This is a genomic window from Yoonia sp., assembly GCF_017854415.1.
Classification (GTDB): domain Bacteria; phylum Pseudomonadota; class Alphaproteobacteria; order Rhodobacterales; family Rhodobacteraceae; genus Yoonia.
Genome location: NZ_JAFMHR010000078.1, coordinates 1 through 15,302 on the forward strand (window position 1 = coordinate 1; position 15,302 = coordinate 15,302).

The 15,302-nt window shown below is 55.6% G+C and carries 17 protein-coding genes; 7 read left to right on the forward strand and 10 right to left on the reverse strand.

The window, feature by feature from the left end; all coding sequences use genetic code 11:
• Nucleotides 1-231 precede the first annotated feature (231 nt).
• The 5 genes from QZ197_RS10000 to QZ197_RS10020 all read right to left on the reverse strand — a co-directional run bounded on the left by QZ197_RS10000 (nt 232) and on the right by QZ197_RS10020 (nt 2,215).
• Nucleotides 232-579 (reverse strand): YigZ family protein, encoded by a 348-nt coding sequence (locus QZ197_RS10000; protein WP_296431789.1) that lies wholly within the window; start codon nt 577-579, stop codon nt 232-234.
• Between the two features lie 15 nt (nt 580-594).
• Nucleotides 595-828, reverse strand: coding sequence for a hypothetical protein (locus QZ197_RS10005; protein WP_296431769.1), 234 nt, complete (start codon nt 826-828; stop codon nt 595-597).
• Between the two features lie 105 nt (nt 829-933).
• Entirely contained in the window at nt 934-1,188 is a 255-nt protein-coding gene (locus QZ197_RS10010; protein ID WP_296431770.1) for a DUF6455 family protein, read from the reverse strand.
• Between the two features lie 71 nt (nt 1,189-1,259).
• A complete protein-coding gene (locus tag QZ197_RS10015; RefSeq protein WP_296431771.1) occupies nt 1,260-1,790 on the reverse strand; it encodes a hypothetical protein in 531 nt (176 codons plus the stop codon).
• A gap of 65 nt (nt 1,791-1,855) precedes the next feature.
• Complete coding sequence (locus QZ197_RS10020; RefSeq protein ID WP_296431772.1) at nt 1,856-2,215, reverse strand: diacylglycerol kinase; 360 nt, start codon at nt 2,213-2,215, stop codon at nt 1,856-1,858.
• Between the two features lie 147 nt (nt 2,216-2,362).
• Here QZ197_RS10020 and QZ197_RS10025 point away from each other — a divergent pair, with 147 nt between their 5' ends.
• Nucleotides 2,363-3,001 (forward strand): hemolysin III family protein, encoded by a 639-nt coding sequence (locus QZ197_RS10025; protein WP_296431773.1) that lies wholly within the window; start codon nt 2,363-2,365, stop codon nt 2,999-3,001.
• A 6-nt stretch (nt 3,002-3,007) separates the two neighbouring features.
• Here the strand turns inward: QZ197_RS10025 and QZ197_RS10030 are convergent, their stop codons facing one another.
• Nucleotides 3,008-3,718: a M48 family metalloprotease gene (locus QZ197_RS10030; RefSeq protein WP_296431776.1), complete on the reverse strand. Its 711-nt coding sequence runs from the start codon at nt 3,716-3,718 to the stop codon at nt 3,008-3,010.
• Nucleotides 3,719-3,820: 102 nt separating this feature from the next.
• Here QZ197_RS10030 and QZ197_RS10035 point away from each other — a divergent pair, with 102 nt between their 5' ends.
• The 4 genes from QZ197_RS10035 (at nt 3,821) to QZ197_RS10050 (ending at nt 6,547) form a co-directional block, all read left to right on the forward strand.
• Nucleotides 3,821-4,054: a hypothetical protein gene (locus tag QZ197_RS10035; protein ID WP_296431777.1), complete on the forward strand. Its 234-nt coding sequence runs from the start codon at nt 3,821-3,823 to the stop codon at nt 4,052-4,054.
• Between the two features lie 66 nt (nt 4,055-4,120).
• A complete protein-coding gene (locus QZ197_RS10040; protein WP_296431778.1) occupies nt 4,121-5,218 on the forward strand; it encodes a class II histone deacetylase in 1,098 nt (365 codons plus the stop codon).
• A 64-nt stretch (nt 5,219-5,282) separates the two neighbouring features.
• The gene (locus QZ197_RS10045; RefSeq protein WP_296431779.1) at nt 5,283-5,861 is read left to right on the forward strand and encodes a nitroreductase; all 579 of its coding nucleotides are present in this window, start codon (nt 5,283-5,285) and stop codon (nt 5,859-5,861) included.
• Nucleotides 5,858-6,547, forward strand: a complete 690-nt coding sequence (locus QZ197_RS10050) for an EI24 domain-containing protein (RefSeq protein ID WP_296431781.1) — start codon at nt 5,858-5,860, stop codon at nt 6,545-6,547. The genes QZ197_RS10045 and QZ197_RS10050 overlap by 4 nt, the downstream gene beginning before the upstream one ends.
• Here QZ197_RS10050 and QZ197_RS10055 read toward each other — a convergent pair.
• Together QZ197_RS10055 and mce are read right to left on the reverse strand one after the other, a co-directional pair.
• On the reverse strand, nt 6,534-6,821 hold the full coding sequence (locus tag QZ197_RS10055) for a DUF1467 family protein (protein ID WP_296431782.1): 288 nt from the start codon (nt 6,819-6,821) through the stop codon (nt 6,534-6,536). The two genes, QZ197_RS10050 and QZ197_RS10055, sit on opposite strands and share 14 nt — an antisense overlap.
• Nucleotides 6,822-6,884: 63 nt before the next feature.
• Complete coding sequence (mce, locus tag QZ197_RS10060; protein WP_296431783.1) at nt 6,885-7,289, reverse strand: methylmalonyl-CoA epimerase; 405 nt, start codon at nt 7,287-7,289, stop codon at nt 6,885-6,887.
• A 125-nt stretch (nt 7,290-7,414) separates the two neighbouring features.
• Here mce and QZ197_RS10065 point away from each other — a divergent pair, with 125 nt between their 5' ends.
• On the forward strand, nt 7,415-8,131 hold the full coding sequence (locus tag QZ197_RS10065; protein WP_296431784.1) for a response regulator: 717 nt from the start codon (nt 7,415-7,417) through the stop codon (nt 8,129-8,131).
• Here QZ197_RS10065 and aspS read toward each other — a convergent pair.
• Complete coding sequence (gene aspS, locus QZ197_RS10070) at nt 8,128-9,981, reverse strand: aspartate--tRNA ligase (protein ID WP_296431786.1); 1,854 nt, start codon at nt 9,979-9,981, stop codon at nt 8,128-8,130. The two genes, QZ197_RS10065 and aspS, sit on opposite strands and share 4 nt — an antisense overlap.
• A 256-nt stretch (nt 9,982-10,237) precedes the next feature.
• Here aspS and carB point away from each other — a divergent pair, with 256 nt between their 5' ends.
• Nucleotides 10,238-13,567: a carbamoyl-phosphate synthase large subunit gene (gene carB, locus QZ197_RS10075; RefSeq protein WP_296431787.1), complete on the forward strand. Its 3,330-nt coding sequence runs from the start codon at nt 10,238-10,240 to the stop codon at nt 13,565-13,567.
• A gap of 13 nt (nt 13,568-13,580) precedes the next feature.
• Here the strand turns inward: carB and QZ197_RS10080 are convergent.
• Nucleotides 13,581-15,302 (reverse strand): efflux RND transporter permease subunit (locus QZ197_RS10080; RefSeq protein WP_296431788.1); only part of this gene is annotated, 1,722 nt, incomplete at its 5' end.

Here is a 15,302-nt window from a genome sequence, read left to right on the forward strand (position 1 = left end):
CTTCGTTAATGAAGCATGGACCATATTGCTAATACACAGAAGGTCGGACACTCTCTCGATACGACGAAACAACTAATAGCGCTTTCTTTAGCCCTTGTTGCGAAATTTGAATCGGAGCAAGGGCCCTGATGGGTATATCCACACAAAATCGTACTTGTGCCAATCGATACAACTGCCCGGCAGCCCCCCACCCAGGGTCAGGGGCTGCCCTCTGTTGGAAATCACCGCAACCTACATATCATCCAAATAAACCCGCACCGCGTCCTGCACCCTGCGAAACCTATCTCCGCCCAGCTTCGTGCCGCCAAACCACCGTGTCACCACGATGATATGCCCCTCCAGCCCTTCACGCTCCAGCATCCGCAGGATCACCATGCCTGCGCCGCTTTCGCCGTCATCGTTTTTAAGGGGGCCGTCAGGCAGCAAAACCGCCCAGGTATTATGCGTGGCCTTTGCGAATTTCTTGCGGCGACACAGCGTTTTGACAAAGGCTTTCACCTCGTCTGCTGATCCGACAGCACCACCAGAGACCGCGTATTTTGATCCACGGTCGCTTAGCGCATTTTCAATGACTTTCAGGGGCTTGTCCTGCGATCAGGACATAACCTCGCGGGCGGCACCGTGGCTGCATCCACTTGGTCCGCCAAGTCCTTTGAGCGGTGATGCAGCATCTGTTGCCTCTGTGCAGGCGCCTGCGCCCGCATTCCACGCCATACCAACGGGGCAGCTTTGGGCTTGGGCCAAAGGCTCTGTCGGGGTGGGTGTCGTTGTGCTTTGGGCCTGTGCCGCGATCGGCAGCAAGGCAAGGGCGAGTACTGTGAGACGCATTATTTCCTCCTGCGATTAATTCATGCAAGAAAGTTAGCCCAACGCAGCAATTTTGCAAGCGTCCGCTTGGTCGCACTTATGTCGGGCTGGAAATCAGGGTCTGTCTTAGGTGCTGCGCAGTTCCGCAAACGTATCGCCGTTCACGCAGTAATCCGGTGCCTTGTCCAACTGCGGCATCCGCGCCAGCAGCTTGTCGCATTTGCCAACCTGCGTGCAGCCTTGGCAGCCCGTGATCATGCCCGCGTATTGCTCGATATCGATCACACCTTCATCAAGTGCTGTCGACAGGTCGACATTGTTAGCGGTGGCCATTTTAACAACGCGCCAAAAGTGGTCGCGGGCGTTTCCGAGGGTCTGCATGACGGGGTCTCCTTTGTTCGGTCATGCTTAGAATACATGTCCGAAAACGCCCCGCCTTGCGCTAGATCAAGTTAATAGCTGTAGCCAGTTCCCGTCGAGATTGCCTGCCGCAAGGACCATTCCGCCCATGTGCCGCGCCCGCCCCGCATCCGGATTTCGGTCAATTCAGCCTGCGCCAGTACCATATCGCCTGCTTCGGCAAACCCTTGCCCCATATAGGACCGCGCCAGCACATTGTCCGGATCGGCCTGCAAAGCGGCCTTGTAGTACGTCATTCCCAGATCAGTGCGCCCTGCTTTGCGGTGGGTAAACCCATAATAGGTCAGCGCCATCGTATCTGACGGATCATCCAGCGTATCGAGTACATTCAACGCCGCTTGCAGATATCCTTCGTAGGCCAATTCACGCACATCGTTCATCCGCGCGCTATCATCATTGCTGCTGTCCGCGGGGTCCATGCAGGTTTCGGTCGCCAAATCCCAAATCAGCCCCGCGTCACATACGGTTGTCGTCTCGGACGGTGTGGGCGGTGTAAAGCTTTCTTCGCCCGCAGCAAAAGCGGTCATTGGAAACAAGGCGAGGGTTAAAGTGGTCAGGCGCATAGTGTTCTCCTAAATCTGTTGAGTAACGAACTAGGTCTTATACCACCTAAGGAAAGAGCCGCGTTCTACCAGATCAATCCGACGACCACACAAACCCATGCCACACCGACCCCAATCGCGGTCACGGCCACTGCCGCAGAACCGCAGTCTTTGGCCTGCATTGCCGCATCTCGCTTTTCAGTGCTGATATCGTCGACCACCCGTTCTATTGCTGTGTTCATGCATTCGGCGGCCAGCACGATAATCCCGCCCATCAATAGCATCCCCCGCTCGCCCGCAGACAGTGGCAGCGCAAAAGCCAACACGCCAAAAATAGCGTTGGCAACCAGCCACTGAGATAATGAGCCTTCGGTTTTATACACGTGAAAGAACCCGGCCCATGACCAGATTGCACGCTGCCTAACCCGCAGTATTTGCTGCCACATGGATGCTTTCCTTTTCGCGCTTTGACCTTGTCGCAACATCTTTGTGCGATCTGCGGCACACTGCCAAGTCCCAAGACTGACCCAACGAAACAATTGACCCTCTGCGTGGTCCACCTAACTTGATGTTATAAACCAAAGGAAGTCGCCATGTATCCCACCTACGCACGCTCTGAACGCATTGCTGATGGCACGATGCATGCGATTGGCGTGTTGGGCGCATTGACGGGCGCGATTTTGCTAATGGTTTGGTCCGCAGACGTGGCCGCACCAATGCAAATGCTGGCGATTGCCGTCTATGGGGCGACGTTGATCGCGACATTTGCAGCCTCGGCGATGTATCATTTCACACCCTGGGAAAATGTCAGACCGTTGTTGCGCCGTTTTGATCATGCTGCGATTTATCTTAAGATTGCAGGCACCTACACGCCGCTGGTCGTACTGATCGGCAGTGGTTTTGCCTATGCAGTGCTTTCCATCGTATGGACGCTCGCGGTCGTGGGCGTCGTGCTAAAACTGTTCTTCTGGCGCACGCCGGGTCGGTTTGGACCTGCGCTGTATCTGATTATGGGCTGGCTTAGCCTTGCATTGATCTGGGCACTTTGGCCTCTGGTGCCTGTGTCGGCGATGATCCTCATGGCAGTTGGAGGCCTGCTTTATACGGCAGGTGTGCCGTTCTATGCCTCTGAAACGATGAAATTCTCTATCGCGATTTGGCATGGCTTTGTGGTTGCAGCATCAGCCTGTTTTTTTGCCGCTATCACAATTTCAGTGGTCGCAGTCGCTTAGCCCACGCTAAAGCCCTGCCGCCACCCGCTGCACCGTGCGCAAACGATCGGCATTGGCTGGATGAGTTCCCAAAAAGCGGTCCCCTGGATCGGGAACTCGGAAAAAGAATTGCGCGCCGTTCAACGGATCAAACCCGGCTGCGGCGGCGATGCGTGCGCCCAGAGCGTCTGCCTCAAGCTCAAAATCTTTGGAATAGCTGCGCGCACCGACACCGGCCCCGATACGGGTCGCTAGGTCGATGGTGCTTTGATCGTTTGCCCCCAATGCCCCGGCCAACCCGCCAATCAAAACCGCACCAATCTGTGCGTTTGCCTGCTGGCGCGCGATATGCCCTTCAATGTGATGCGCGGCCTCGTGTGCCATAACAAAAGCGATTTCGTCGCGGTTGCGCGCATCTTCAATCAGCGGCACCGTGAACGCGATAATCGGTCGACCGTTGCGATCCAGTGTTTGGTAAGCGTTCACTGGCTGGTTAGGTCGGTCGTCAACGATGATTTGAAAATCGCAGTTTTGACTTGGATTGCGCTGCCGACACAGCCTCTCTGCCACAGGTTCAATCCGCGCGACCGCAAAATTGAAGTTCTCGATCGCTTGTCTTTGGGCCAGCTTTGCAGGCGCAACTGTGGTTTGCATCACCCGCGCTTCGTCAGGTTTGTCCACCATGACGGGCGTACAAGCGGCAAGTGTCAAAATGAGTCCTAGAGTTAGAAAACGCATGTCGCTGCTCCGGTAAATGATGTGTCGGACGAACTATAACACACGCATTTGACCATTCCAGCGCGGATTGCACCGCCCGCAGCCCCACGCTAGGCTTGCTCCATGTTTACGATAGAACACGAGTATGATGCCACGGTTATCACGTTGGTCGACGAAGGTAAGGCCCCGCTAAAGGAGGATGTAATCGTTAACGCGTTTGATGACTGCGTCACAATCAACCAGTGGGACCCGCGCACCAATACATCGGTACAAGTCACACTCTCCTTGAGCCAGTTGCGCGATCTTGAGGCCGCCTTGGATCTGCCAGAAGGGGTTTACCGGCTGCGAAAAACTTGAGCTCGTAGTGCGCATCGGAGCCTCCGGCAGAGGTATTTAAGAACAAAAGAAGGGATGAAGAGCCATATGTCGACCGGGTTTTATTGGGATGAGCGTTGTTTCTGGCATGGCGGCGGCAACTATGCAGGCATGTTGCCGGTGGGTGGTTTGGTGCAACCGTTGGATGGTGGATTACCTGAGAGCCCAGAGACCAAGCGCCGGCTCAAGAACTTGATTGAAGTGACCGGTTTGGCCCGCGCGCTCGTGATGTCTGGTGCAGACCCTGCAACGCGTGAGGATTTGTTGCGTGTCCATCCCGCTCACTATCTGGATCAGTTTAAGGCGCTTTCTGATGCAGGCGGTGGCGAATTGGGCAGGCGTACTCCATTTGGTCCGGGCGGATATGAATTGGCCGCGCAATCGGCTGGACTGGCAAAGACTGCTCTTGCCGCTGTTCTTAAGGGTGACGTCGCCAACGCTTATTCATTATCCCGTCCACCCGGACATCATTGCCTGCCCGATTATCCCAACGGTTTTTGCCTATTGAACAACATCGGCATTGCGATCGAGGCCGCAAAGGCCGCAGGCCTTGCCCAGCGCTTTGCTGTTTTGGATTGGGATGTTCATCATGGGAACGGAACGGAAGCCGTGTTTTATGAACGCTCCGACGTGTTGACCGTATCATTGCATCAAGACCGCAATTATCCCATGGATACAGGTGATTTTGCCGATCGCGGAGCGGGTGATGGGATTGGTTATAACCTGAATATCCCACTTCCACCCGGCACAGGTCACACGGGTTATTTGGCCGCGATGGACCGCCTTGCCCTGCCGGCCATTCGCGACTTTGCCCCTGATGTGTTGATCATCGCCTGCGGCTATGACGCTGCTGCCAACGATCCGTTAGGTCGCATGTTGGCCACGGCTGAAACCTTTGCGATGATGACCCGTCAGGTATTGGCGCTTGCGGATGATGTCTGCGACGGCAAGCTATTGATGGTGCATGAAGGCGGATACTCGGAAACCTACGTCCCCTTTTGCGGCCATAACGTCTTGCAGGAAATGTCCGGCAGCCTGATCACGGCGCCTGATCCTTTTGCCGAGGTCTTTCCCTTACGCCAGCCTGACCCACGGTTTGATGCCTTTTTGGACGCCTGGATCGCCGACATAAAAGCAGCCTTATAGCGCGCCGGTTGTCTTTGTTCCCCAGCAACCATATTTGCGAGACAACCAACTACAGGACTTCATGATGCCCACGCCAAATCCTGCCGCCCTTGATTTTTTGCTGACCCGTCGTTCGCGTCCTTCAAAGACGCTAACAACACCTGTCCCGGACCGCCCGGCGCTGATGCCCTTGCTCACTGCCGCCGCCCGCACACCCGATCATGGCAAGCTAGAACCCTGGCGCTTTATTGTGCTGACCAGACCTGCATTGACCCGCCTGTCACAGATGGTGCCTACACGTGGCGTCGCCCTTGGCATTGATCCTGACAAGATCACCAAGGCTACCGATCAGTTTGGCAATGCGGACTTGGCTATTGCCGTGATTAGTAGTCCGAAACCGACTGACAAGATCCCCCAAATCGAACAGGTCTATTCGGCCGGTGCGGTTTGCCTAGCCCTTGTGAACGCAGCACTTGCAGCGGGATGGGGTGCCAATTGGTTGTCCGGCTGGGCTAGTCATGACCGCACCTTTATCACCGAAGGTCTGCGACTGGCGTCCCACGAGACCGTCGCTGGCTTCATCCATATCGGAACAGAGACGAACCCGCCGCCAGAACGGCCTCGCCCTGATCTGGATGCAATCACCACGTGGGTAGATACATGATCCTAACCTCGTTCCTCAAGGCGCTTGCCCAGTTGCCTGACCCACGTTTTCGCAAGGTGCTGTGGCGCGGTATCGGTTTGACGATCGCGCTCTTGGTGGGGCTTTATGCCGTACTTTTGTGGCTGGTCGAATGGCTGACTGCTGCACCGATCATCCTGCCGGGCGTAGGCGAAGTAACATGGCTGGGCGATTTGCTAAGTTGGGGATCGTTGGGCCTTGTTTTGGTGCTTTCGATCTTTTTGATGGTCCCCGTCGCTTCCGCGATCACATCGCTGTTCTTGGATGAGGTCGCCCAAGCGGTCGAGGATGAATATTTCCCAAACCTGCCCACGGTGCCATCAGTCAATTTCAGCGACGGGCTACGTGATACAGTCAATTTCCTTGGCGTGTTGATCGCGGCGAATATCTTTGCATTCGTGTTCTATGTGATCTTTCCATTCGCAGCATTCTTCATCTTCTATGCACTGAACGGGTTCCTGCTCGGGCGGGAATACTTTCAGCTTGCCGCCATGCGCCGCATCGGGCGCGCTGCCGCCAAAGACCTGCGCAAAGAACATCAGGGGAAAATCTGGCTTGCCGGCTGCCTGATGGCCGTCCCGCTATCATTCCCGCTGGTTAATCTGTTCATCCCGATCCTAGGGGCAGCAACCTTTACCCATCTTTATCACACAGTTAGTCGCGACTGACCTCTGGCGTCGACATCCGCTCAAACCAGTCGATGTCGCGAATGCTGACGGCACCCGTCAACAGCACAGTCGCAATCACCAGCCAGATCGGAAAGGCGAACATCGTCGTTACTTTCGCTTTGCGTTTGAAGCTGAAATTCGCGGGCGAAGACGCATGGGTCCCCGGCACAATTTCACCCGCTTCGCCTTGGGTTTCAAGCCGCAGCGGCAGAACAATGAAGAAAACAATCGTCCAAATGACAGCGAAAAGTACAAGGCCGGATACAGGACCCATGGGAGTTTTCCTTTATAAAAGCGTATGCCAGACAAATACGTCGATCGGCGGTCAGGGCAAGGGCTACACCTGTTCCAGTTCTACCAGACAGCCGTTAAAGTCCTTTGGATGCAAGAAAAGCACCGGTTTGCCGTGCGCGCCGATTTTTGGCTCGCCATTGCCCAGAACCCGCGCGCCTTCTTTAAGCAGGTGATCGCGAGCAGCCATGATGTCATCGACTTCGTAGCAGACATGATGCATGCCGCCCGATGGGTTCTTGTCCAAGAAGCCTTGGATCGGGGACCCTTCGCCCAGCGGATAAAGCAATTCGATTTTGGTGTTCGGCAGCGTGATGAAAACAACCGTGACACCGTGGTCAGGTTCATCTTGAGGCGCACCTACATCGGCGCCCAGCATGGTGCGGTATTGCGCGCTTGCAGCTTCCAGGTCCGGTACGGCAATTGCGACGTGGTTGAGGCGACCAATCATGAGCATTCTCCTTTTTGCGCAATATGGCCTGCGATGATGCCAAGCGCAACGCGGGATGAAGTTAACAATCTGTTCACCTTGTTCTGCTTTGATAGATGAACCGACGACAAAGGGGGCGAATCGCCATGGACTCAATCGATGCATTCTCGCTGATACGCGCCCCGACCGCGCGCCGACCTCTTTTGGGGCAGACGGTTCTCGTGGTCGAAGACAGCCGTTTCGCAAGCGAGGCTGTGCGCATGATGTGCCTGCGCTCTGGCGCGCGGATCAGGCGGGCCGACAGTTTGGAAACCGCGCATCGGCATTTGGCGATCTGTCTGCCGACAGTTCTTATTGTGGACGTCGGCCTGCCAGACGGCTCTGGGATCGATCTGATCACCACGATCGCCGAAGCCGCACCAAGGATCGATGTCATTGTTGGAACCAGTGGGGATGGTACGCAAAGAGCTGCCGTCTTGGCAGCTGGTGCTGACGATTTCATCGAAAAGCCGGTGGACAGTCTGGTCGCGTTTCAATCAGTCATCTTGGCGCATTTGCCCGCGAATTGCCAACCACCCACACCTAGATTGATAGAGGACGAAGTGATCAGTCCAGACTTGGTCGTCTACCAAGACGACCTGAACCATATTGCACAAGTTCTGGATCGGGATGCTGGCGAAAACACCCTTGATTACGTTACGCAATTCTTGGGCGGTGTAGCGCGCAGCGCTCGCGACTACGACATGGACCGCGCAGTGACTTGTTTGGCGCAAATTCGAAATGCAGGTCGCAACCCCGATCAAGGGGTCGCTTCACTGTCTGAGATGGTGCAATCGCGAATTACGGCCGCAGGGCCGATTTAGCTTTTTTGCGGCAGAACGCGGAGATGTAATTCGCGCATCTGTTCGTTCAAAGGTTCGCTTGGGGCGTCCATCATCAAATCTTCGGCGCGCTGGTTCATCGGGAACATGATGACTTCGCGGATGTTCGATGCATCCGCTAGCAGCATCACAATCCGGTCGATACCAGCTGCACAACCTCCGTGGGGCGGTGCGCCATACTGGAACGCGTTGACCATGCCGCCAAAGCGCTTGCGCACTTCGTCGGGGCCGTAGCCTGCGATCTCGAACGCTTTGAACATAATCTCGGGGCGGTGGTTCCTGATAGCACCGGACACCAGTTCGTACCCGTTGCAGGCTAGGTCATACTGATAACCTAGCACCTCAAGCGGATTACCTTCGAGGGCTTCCATACCGCCCTGCGGCATCGAGAAAGGGTTGTGTTCAAAGTCGATCTTGCCAGTCTCTGCGTCCTGCTCATAGATCGGGAAATCCACGATCCATGCAAACGCAAAGCGGTTCTTGTCGGTCAGACCCAAGTCTTCGCCGATCACGTTGCGTGCCTTGCCGGCTACGCCTTCGAATGCCTTCGGTTTGCCACCGAGGAAGAACGCTGCATCGCCAAGGCCAAGACCCAATTGCTGGCGGATCGCTTCAGTGCGCTCTGGGCCGATGTTCTTTGCCAAAGGACCAGCCGCTTCCATGCCGCCTTCGACTTCACCGGATTTCAGCTTGGCTTGGGCTTCTTTGACAGTGATGCCCAGCTCTTGCGCAACAGCATCTGCAGTTTTCTCGCGCCAGAAGATGTAACCCATACCTGGCAGACCCTCTTTCTGGGCGAATGCATTCATGCGGTCGCAGAACTTGCGGCTGCCGCCCGTCGGCGCGGGGATTGCGCGCACTTCGGTGCCTTCTTGCTCTAGCAGCTTGGCGAAAATCGCAAAACCCGAGCCTGCAAAATGCTCTGATACAACCTGCATCTTGATCGGGTTGCGCAAGTCAGGCTTGTCGCTGCCGTACCATAGGGCCGCATCACGGTAGCTAATCTGCTCCCATGTTTGGTCGACGTTGCGGCCTTTGCCGAACTCTTCGAAAATACCGGTAATTACGGGCTGGATCGTATCGAATACGTCCTGCTGCTCGACGAACGACATCTCTAGATCAAGTTGATAGAAATCTGTGGGCGAGCGGTCGGCACGCGGATCTTCATCGCGGAAACAGGGCGCAATCTGGAAATACTTGTCATAGCCAGACACCATGATCAGCTGTTTGAACTGCTGGGGGGCCTGCGGCAACGCGTAAAACTTGCCGGGATGCAGACGCGACGGCACCAAGAAATCGCGCGCGCCTTCAGGGCTTGATGCGGTGATAATCGGTGTTTGGAATTCGCGAAAACCCTTGTCCCACATGCGGCGGCGCATGGATGCCACAACATCAGACCGCAACTTCATGTTTTCCTGCATCGCTTCACGGCGCAGATCAAGATAGCGATACTTCAAACGGGTTTCTTCAGGGTATTCCTGATCACCAAACACCATCAAAGGCAATTCTTTGGATGCACCCAAGACTTCGATACCACGAACAAAGACTTCGACCTCGCCAGTTGGCAACTTGGCATTCACCAGCTCTGGGTCGCGGGCCTTCACTTCGCCATCAATGCGGATACACCATTCAGACCGCACCTTTTCAACGTCAGCAAAAGCCGCCGAGTCTGGATCGCATAAAACCTGTGTGATGCCGTAATGATCGCGCAGATCGATAAACAAGATGCCACCATGATCGCGCACGCGGTTGACCCAGCCAGAAAGGCGTACAGTTTCGCCAACATTCGCGGCGGTCAGATCGGCACAGGTGTGACTGCGGTAAGCATGCATGGGTCAAGTCCTCAAACGGATAATTTCTTGGCCCGATACACCCCTTTGACCCGTCGAAGTCAACCATTCGCTTCTTCAGAGCATAAATATCCCCGCCGGAGGCATCAGATTTCGTGAAATCTGATCAAACTATGGGTGAAACAGCCGCGCAACATCACTTTCCAGCCAATCTCGCCTTTGTATCGCGCCATCGCCTCTTGCACCCGCGGACACCATCCCTATAACGCAGGACAATTTGCATCTTAGGGGGCCTGCCATGCCAAAGCGTACCGACATCAAGTCGATCATGATTATCGGCGCGGGTCCCATTATTATCGGTCAAGCCTGCGAGTTCGATTACTCCGGCGCACAAGCCTGCAAAGCCCTGCGCGAAGAAGGCTACCGGGTTATTTTGGTGAACTCCAATCCGGCGACAATCATGACAGACCCCGGGCTGGCGGATGCGACATATATAGAGCCGATCACCCCAGAGGTCGTCGCCAAAATTATCGAAAAAGAACGCCCTGACGCCTTGTTGCCCACGATGGGCGGCCAAACCGGTTTGAACACATCGCTGGCACTTGCCGACATGGGTGTGCTGGAAAAATACGGCGTCGAAATGATCGGCGCCAAGCGTGAAGCCATTGAAATGGCGGAAGATCGCAAACTATTCCGCGAAGCGATGGACCGCCTTGGCATCGAAAACCCCAAAGCGACGATCATTACCGCACCCGAAGTTGACGGAAAGCGCGACATCAAAGCAGGGGTGCAGCTCGCTATCGACGCGATCGAATACGTGGGCTTGCCAGCAATTATCCGCCCTGCCTTTACCCTCGGCGGCACTGGTGGTGGTGTGGCTTACAACCGCGAAGAATACGAACATTACTGCCGCACAGGCATGGATGCGTCCCCCGTTGGTCAGATCCTCGTGGACGAATCCCTGCTTGGCTGGAAAGAGTTCGAGATGGAAGTCGTGCGCGATACTGCAGACAACGCCATCATCGTCTGTGCCATCGAAAATGTTGACCCAATGGGCGTACACACGGGCGATTCGATCACTGTCGCCCCTGCCCTGACACTGACGGACAAAGAATATCAGATCATGCGCACGCACAGCATCAACGTGCTGCGCGAAATCGGTGTCGAAACGGGCGGTTCCAACGTGCAGTGGGCCGTGAACCCTGACGATGGCCGGATGGTCGTGATCGAAATGAACCCGCGCGTTTCACGTTCTTCCGCGTTGGCATCCAAAGCTACTGGTTTCCCGATTGCTAAGATCGCAGCGAAATTGGCCGTCGGCTATACGCTGGACGAATTGGACAATGACATCACCGGTGTCACCCCCGCATCCTTTGAGCCGACGATCGACTATGTCGTCACGAAAATCCCACGTTTTGCCTTTGAGAAATTCGCAGGTTCTGAACCACATTTGACCACCGCGATGAAATCCGTGGGCGAGGTTATGGCAATCGGTCGCACGATCCACGAATCCATGCAAAAGGCGCTGGCATCGATGGAAACCGGTTTGACCGGCTTTGATGACATCAAAATCCCGGGTGCGCCCGACATTGCAGCAATCACCAAGGCATTGGCCAAGCAAACCCCCGACCGGATCCGTGTGATCGCGCAAGCAATGCGCTTTGGGCTATCAGACGACGACATCTATGCTGTCACAAAGTTCGACCCTTGGTTCCTTGCCCGCATCCGCGAAATCATCGAAGCCGAAGCGGGCCTAATCAAAAACGGCCTGCCCGTCACCGAAAAAGGCTTGCGCGACATCAAGATGATGGGCTTCACCGATGCCCGCCTTGCGACGCTGACAGGCCGCGACGAGGATCAAGTCCGCCGTGCCCGCCGCAACCTTGGCGTCAACGCTGTCTTCAAGCGGATCGATACTTGTGGTGCCGAGTTTGAGGCGCAAACCCCTTATATGTATTCCACCTATGAGAACCCCGTTATGGGCGAGGTCGAATGCGAAGCGCGGCCTTCCAACCGCAAGAAAGTGGTCATTTTGGGTGGCGGTCCAAACCGGATCGGCCAAGGGATCGAGTTCGATTATTGCTGCTGCCATGCTTGCTATGCCCTGACCGATCAGGGCTTCGAGACGATCATGATCAACTGTAACCCCGAAACAGTTTCGACTGACTATGACACATCTGATCGGTTGTATTTTGAGCCGCTAACGTTTGAACATGTGATGGAAATCATGCGGGTCGAACAAGAAAACGGCACTTTGCACGGCGTGATCGTGCAATTTGGGGGGCAAACGCCGCTGAAGCTGGCGAATGCGCTTGAACAAGCAGGCATTCCGATTTTGGGCACGACCCCAGACGCGATTGATCTGGCAGAAGACCGCGAGCGGTTCCAGCAACTGGTTCAAAAGCTTGGCCTGAAACAGCCACACAACGGGATCGCGTCAACTGACGAAGAAGCCTTTGAAATCGCAAAAGATATCGGCTTTCCGCTGGTGATCCGCCCGTCTTATGTCTTGGGTGGTCGCGCGATGGAAATTGTACGCGATCAGGCCCAGTTGGAACGCTATATCTCCGAGGCCGTGGTGGTTTCGGGTGACAGCCCTGTTTTGCTGGATAGCTACCTGTCCGGCGCTGTCGAAGTTGATGTTGACTGCCTGTCTGACGGCAAAGACACTCATGTCGCAGGCATCATGCAGCACATCGAAGAGGCTGGTGTGCATTCGGGTGATAGTGCCTGTTCTTTGCCGCCATATTCGCTGTCCGCTGCCATGATCGCCGAAATCCGCGTCCAGACAGAAGCGCTGGCCAAGGCACTGAACGTGGTTGGCCTGATGAACATCCAGTTCGCGGTCAAAGACGAAACCGTCTATCTGATCGAAGTGAACCCGCGTGCATCCCGCACCGTGCCATTTGTGGCCAAAGCCACCGATAGCGCGATTGCATCCATCGCCGCCCGATTGATGGCAGGCGAGCCACTGTCGAACTTCCCGCTGCGCGCGCCCTACCCGCCCGCAGATGATCCGATGACGGTTCTACCGATGGGCGATGCGTTTACGCTAGCCGATCCGCACACACCTTGGTTCTCGGTCAAAGAAGCTGTGCTGCCGTTTGCCCGCTTCCCCGGTGTTGATACGATCCTCGGGCCTGAAATGCGCTCGACTGGTGAAGTCATGGGCTGGGATCGGTCTTTCCCGCGCGCGTTCTTGAAGGCGCAAATGGGCGCTGGAACGATCCTCCCCGAAAGCGGCACTGTGTTCATATCAATCAAAGATGCGGACAAGACCGCTGATATGGTTGAGGCTGGTCAAATTTTGATGGCGCTTGGTTTCAAGATCGTAGCCACACGTGGCACCGCCGCTTGGTTGCTTGAAAACAAGATTGACTGCGACGTGGTCAACAAAGTCTATGAAGGTGGGCTGACTATCGTTGACCGCCTTAAGGACAAGCATATCGCGCTGGTGTTCAACACGACAGAAGGCACGCAAGCGGTCGAAGACAGCCGCGATATTCGGGCGGTCGCGCTATACGGCAAAATCCCGTATTTCACGACCGCTGCTGCGTCACATGCTGCGGTACTCGCGATGCAAACCCGCGTCGAAGGCGAGATCGAAGTGCGGTCCTTGCAAGGCTAAGTCAACGACCGCGTCACTCAGCCGGAACTGGCTGGTGATCGCGGTCGCCTGACGTTCTGGCGGCCCCATGCTGGTGCCGCCTTTTTTCCCCAAGCATCAACATGGCTGGTGTGACGATCAACGTCAGCACTGTAGCCACGACCAATCCGCCAGCGATGGCTGACGACAGTTCTGTCCACCACTGTGTTGATGGCGCGCCATAGACGATTTCGCGGGTGAAGAAGTTCAGGTTCAAACCAATCACCATCGGCATAAGGCCCAGCGCTGTCGTGATCGACGTAAGTACCACGGGACGCAGGCGCTGCGCTCCGGTGCGCAACGCAGCCTCGAGCGGGGATTGTCCGTCACGCTTAAGACCATTGTAGGTGTCGATCAGGATGATGTTGTTGTTCACAACGATCCCCGCCAAAGCAATTACGCCGATGCCACCCATAACGATGCCAAATGGGCGTCCGGTGATGATCAGCCCCAACAAGACACCCGCCACAGAGAACACAATCGCGCTCATGACCACAAAGGCTTGGTAGAAGTTGTTGAACTGGATAACCAAGATGACAAACATCAGAAAGATTGCAGTGATGAAGGCGCCTACAAGAAAGATCATGCTTTCTGCTTGATCCTCGGCCTCGCCTGCAAAGCTGAATTCTACGCCTGCGGGCAACTCGGTTTCGTTCAGCGCGGCGGTCAAGGCAATCACCTGATCGTTTACCAACATGCCCGGCGCAACGTTCGCCTCGATTGTAGTGACACGTTTTTCGTCAATACGCCGAATAACGCCAGTGCGCGGTGACGGTGCAAAGGTTACGAAGTTCGAGATCGGAACAAGACCCGAAGATGTCGGCACGCGCAGCCCTGCAAGTTCGGCCAATGACCGTTCTTCGCGCGGGAAACGCACACGAATATCAAGCGAACCGTCGATATCGTCGGGACGGTAATCAGCCACAGTAATACCTTGGGTCAGCAATTGCACCGCTTGCCCCAACAGGCTGACATCAGCGCCAAAGCGCGCGGCCTCAGCACGGTTCACAAGGATAGAAACCTCGACCCCTGGCACGGGACGCGTGTCGGTGACATCGGTGAAGCCACCAATACGGTCCATGACATCGCGGATTTGTTGCACAGCGATAATCTGGGCATCGCCATTGCGGGCGGTGATTTGGAGATTCACAGGTTTACCAGCCGCAGGTCCACCACTTTCGGTTTGGACCTGTACATCAATGCCCGCGATATCCGCGACGCTTTCGCGAATATCAACGCCGATTTCGGCGGCAGTGCGGCGCGTATCCCATGCGGTCAATTCTAATTGGAGGGTACCGATGGTTTCTTCGTCGCCTTGACCCGCGCTCATCATCGAGCGCGCGTAGATACTTGCGATTTCGTCATAGCCAAGGATGCGCTCTTCGACAGCGCGCACCAATGCGTCGCGTTCAAAGATCGAAAAGTTGTCGCGGGCACGGACCTGCACCTGCATAAAATCAGGTTCAACAGACGGGAAGAATGTGACGCCTTTGCCAAACTGCCCATACATGCCAAATCCGCCAAGCAGCAATGCAACCGCCAGCAAAACAGTGGCCGCTGGACGCATTATTGCCCACTGCAACACACGTACATAGCCGCCCGTAAAGCCGCTCATATCGCGCGGATCGCCAATTTCAGCGGCATGCAGCGCGGCCTTGGCCTTTGCGGATTGTGGTTGCCGCTTGCCAATCAGGCCGCCGACTACGGGGATAAAGAT

Excerpts from the sequence above, each read along its gene's own strand:
- QZ197_RS10065 (WP_296431784.1), top strand. The coding sequence starts at position 7,415 with ATGGACTCAATCGATGCATTCTCGCTGATACGCGCCCCGACCGCGCGC.
- QZ197_RS10055 (WP_296431782.1), bottom strand. The coding sequence starts at position 6,821 with ATGGGTCCTGTATCCGGCCTTGTACTTTTCGCTGTCATTTGGACGATT.
- QZ197_RS10030 (WP_296431776.1), bottom strand. The coding sequence starts at position 3,718 with ATGCGTTTTCTAACTCTAGGACTCATTTTGACACTTGCCGCTTGTACG.
- aspS (WP_296431786.1), bottom strand. The coding sequence starts at position 9,981 with ATGCATGCTTACCGCAGTCACACCTGTGCCGATCTGACCGCCGCGAAT.
- QZ197_RS10050 (WP_296431781.1), top strand. The coding sequence starts at position 5,858 with ATGATCCTAACCTCGTTCCTCAAGGCGCTTGCCCAGTTGCCTGACCCA.
- QZ197_RS10015 (WP_296431771.1), bottom strand. The coding sequence starts at position 1,790 with ATGCGCCTGACCACTTTAACCCTCGCCTTGTTTCCAATGACCGCTTTT.
- QZ197_RS10040 (WP_296431778.1), top strand. The coding sequence starts at position 4,121 with ATGTCGACCGGGTTTTATTGGGATGAGCGTTGTTTCTGGCATGGCGGC.
- QZ197_RS10010 (WP_296431770.1), bottom strand. The coding sequence starts at position 1,188 with ATGCAGACCCTCGGAAACGCCCGCGACCACTTTTGGCGCGTTGTTAAA.
- QZ197_RS10020 (WP_296431772.1), bottom strand. The coding sequence starts at position 2,215 with ATGTGGCAGCAAATACTGCGGGTTAGGCAGCGTGCAATCTGGTCATGG.
- QZ197_RS10005 (WP_296431769.1), bottom strand. The coding sequence starts at position 828 with ATGCGTCTCACAGTACTCGCCCTTGCCTTGCTGCCGATCGCGGCACAG.
- mce (WP_296431783.1), bottom strand. The coding sequence starts at position 7,289 with ATGATTGGTCGCCTCAACCACGTCGCAATTGCCGTACCGGACCTGGAA.
- carB (WP_296431787.1), top strand. The coding sequence starts at position 10,238 with ATGCCAAAGCGTACCGACATCAAGTCGATCATGATTATCGGCGCGGGT.
- QZ197_RS10035 (WP_296431777.1), top strand. The coding sequence starts at position 3,821 with ATGTTTACGATAGAACACGAGTATGATGCCACGGTTATCACGTTGGTC.
- QZ197_RS10045 (WP_296431779.1), top strand. The coding sequence starts at position 5,283 with ATGCCCACGCCAAATCCTGCCGCCCTTGATTTTTTGCTGACCCGTCGT.
- QZ197_RS10025 (WP_296431773.1), top strand. The coding sequence starts at position 2,363 with ATGTATCCCACCTACGCACGCTCTGAACGCATTGCTGATGGCACGATG.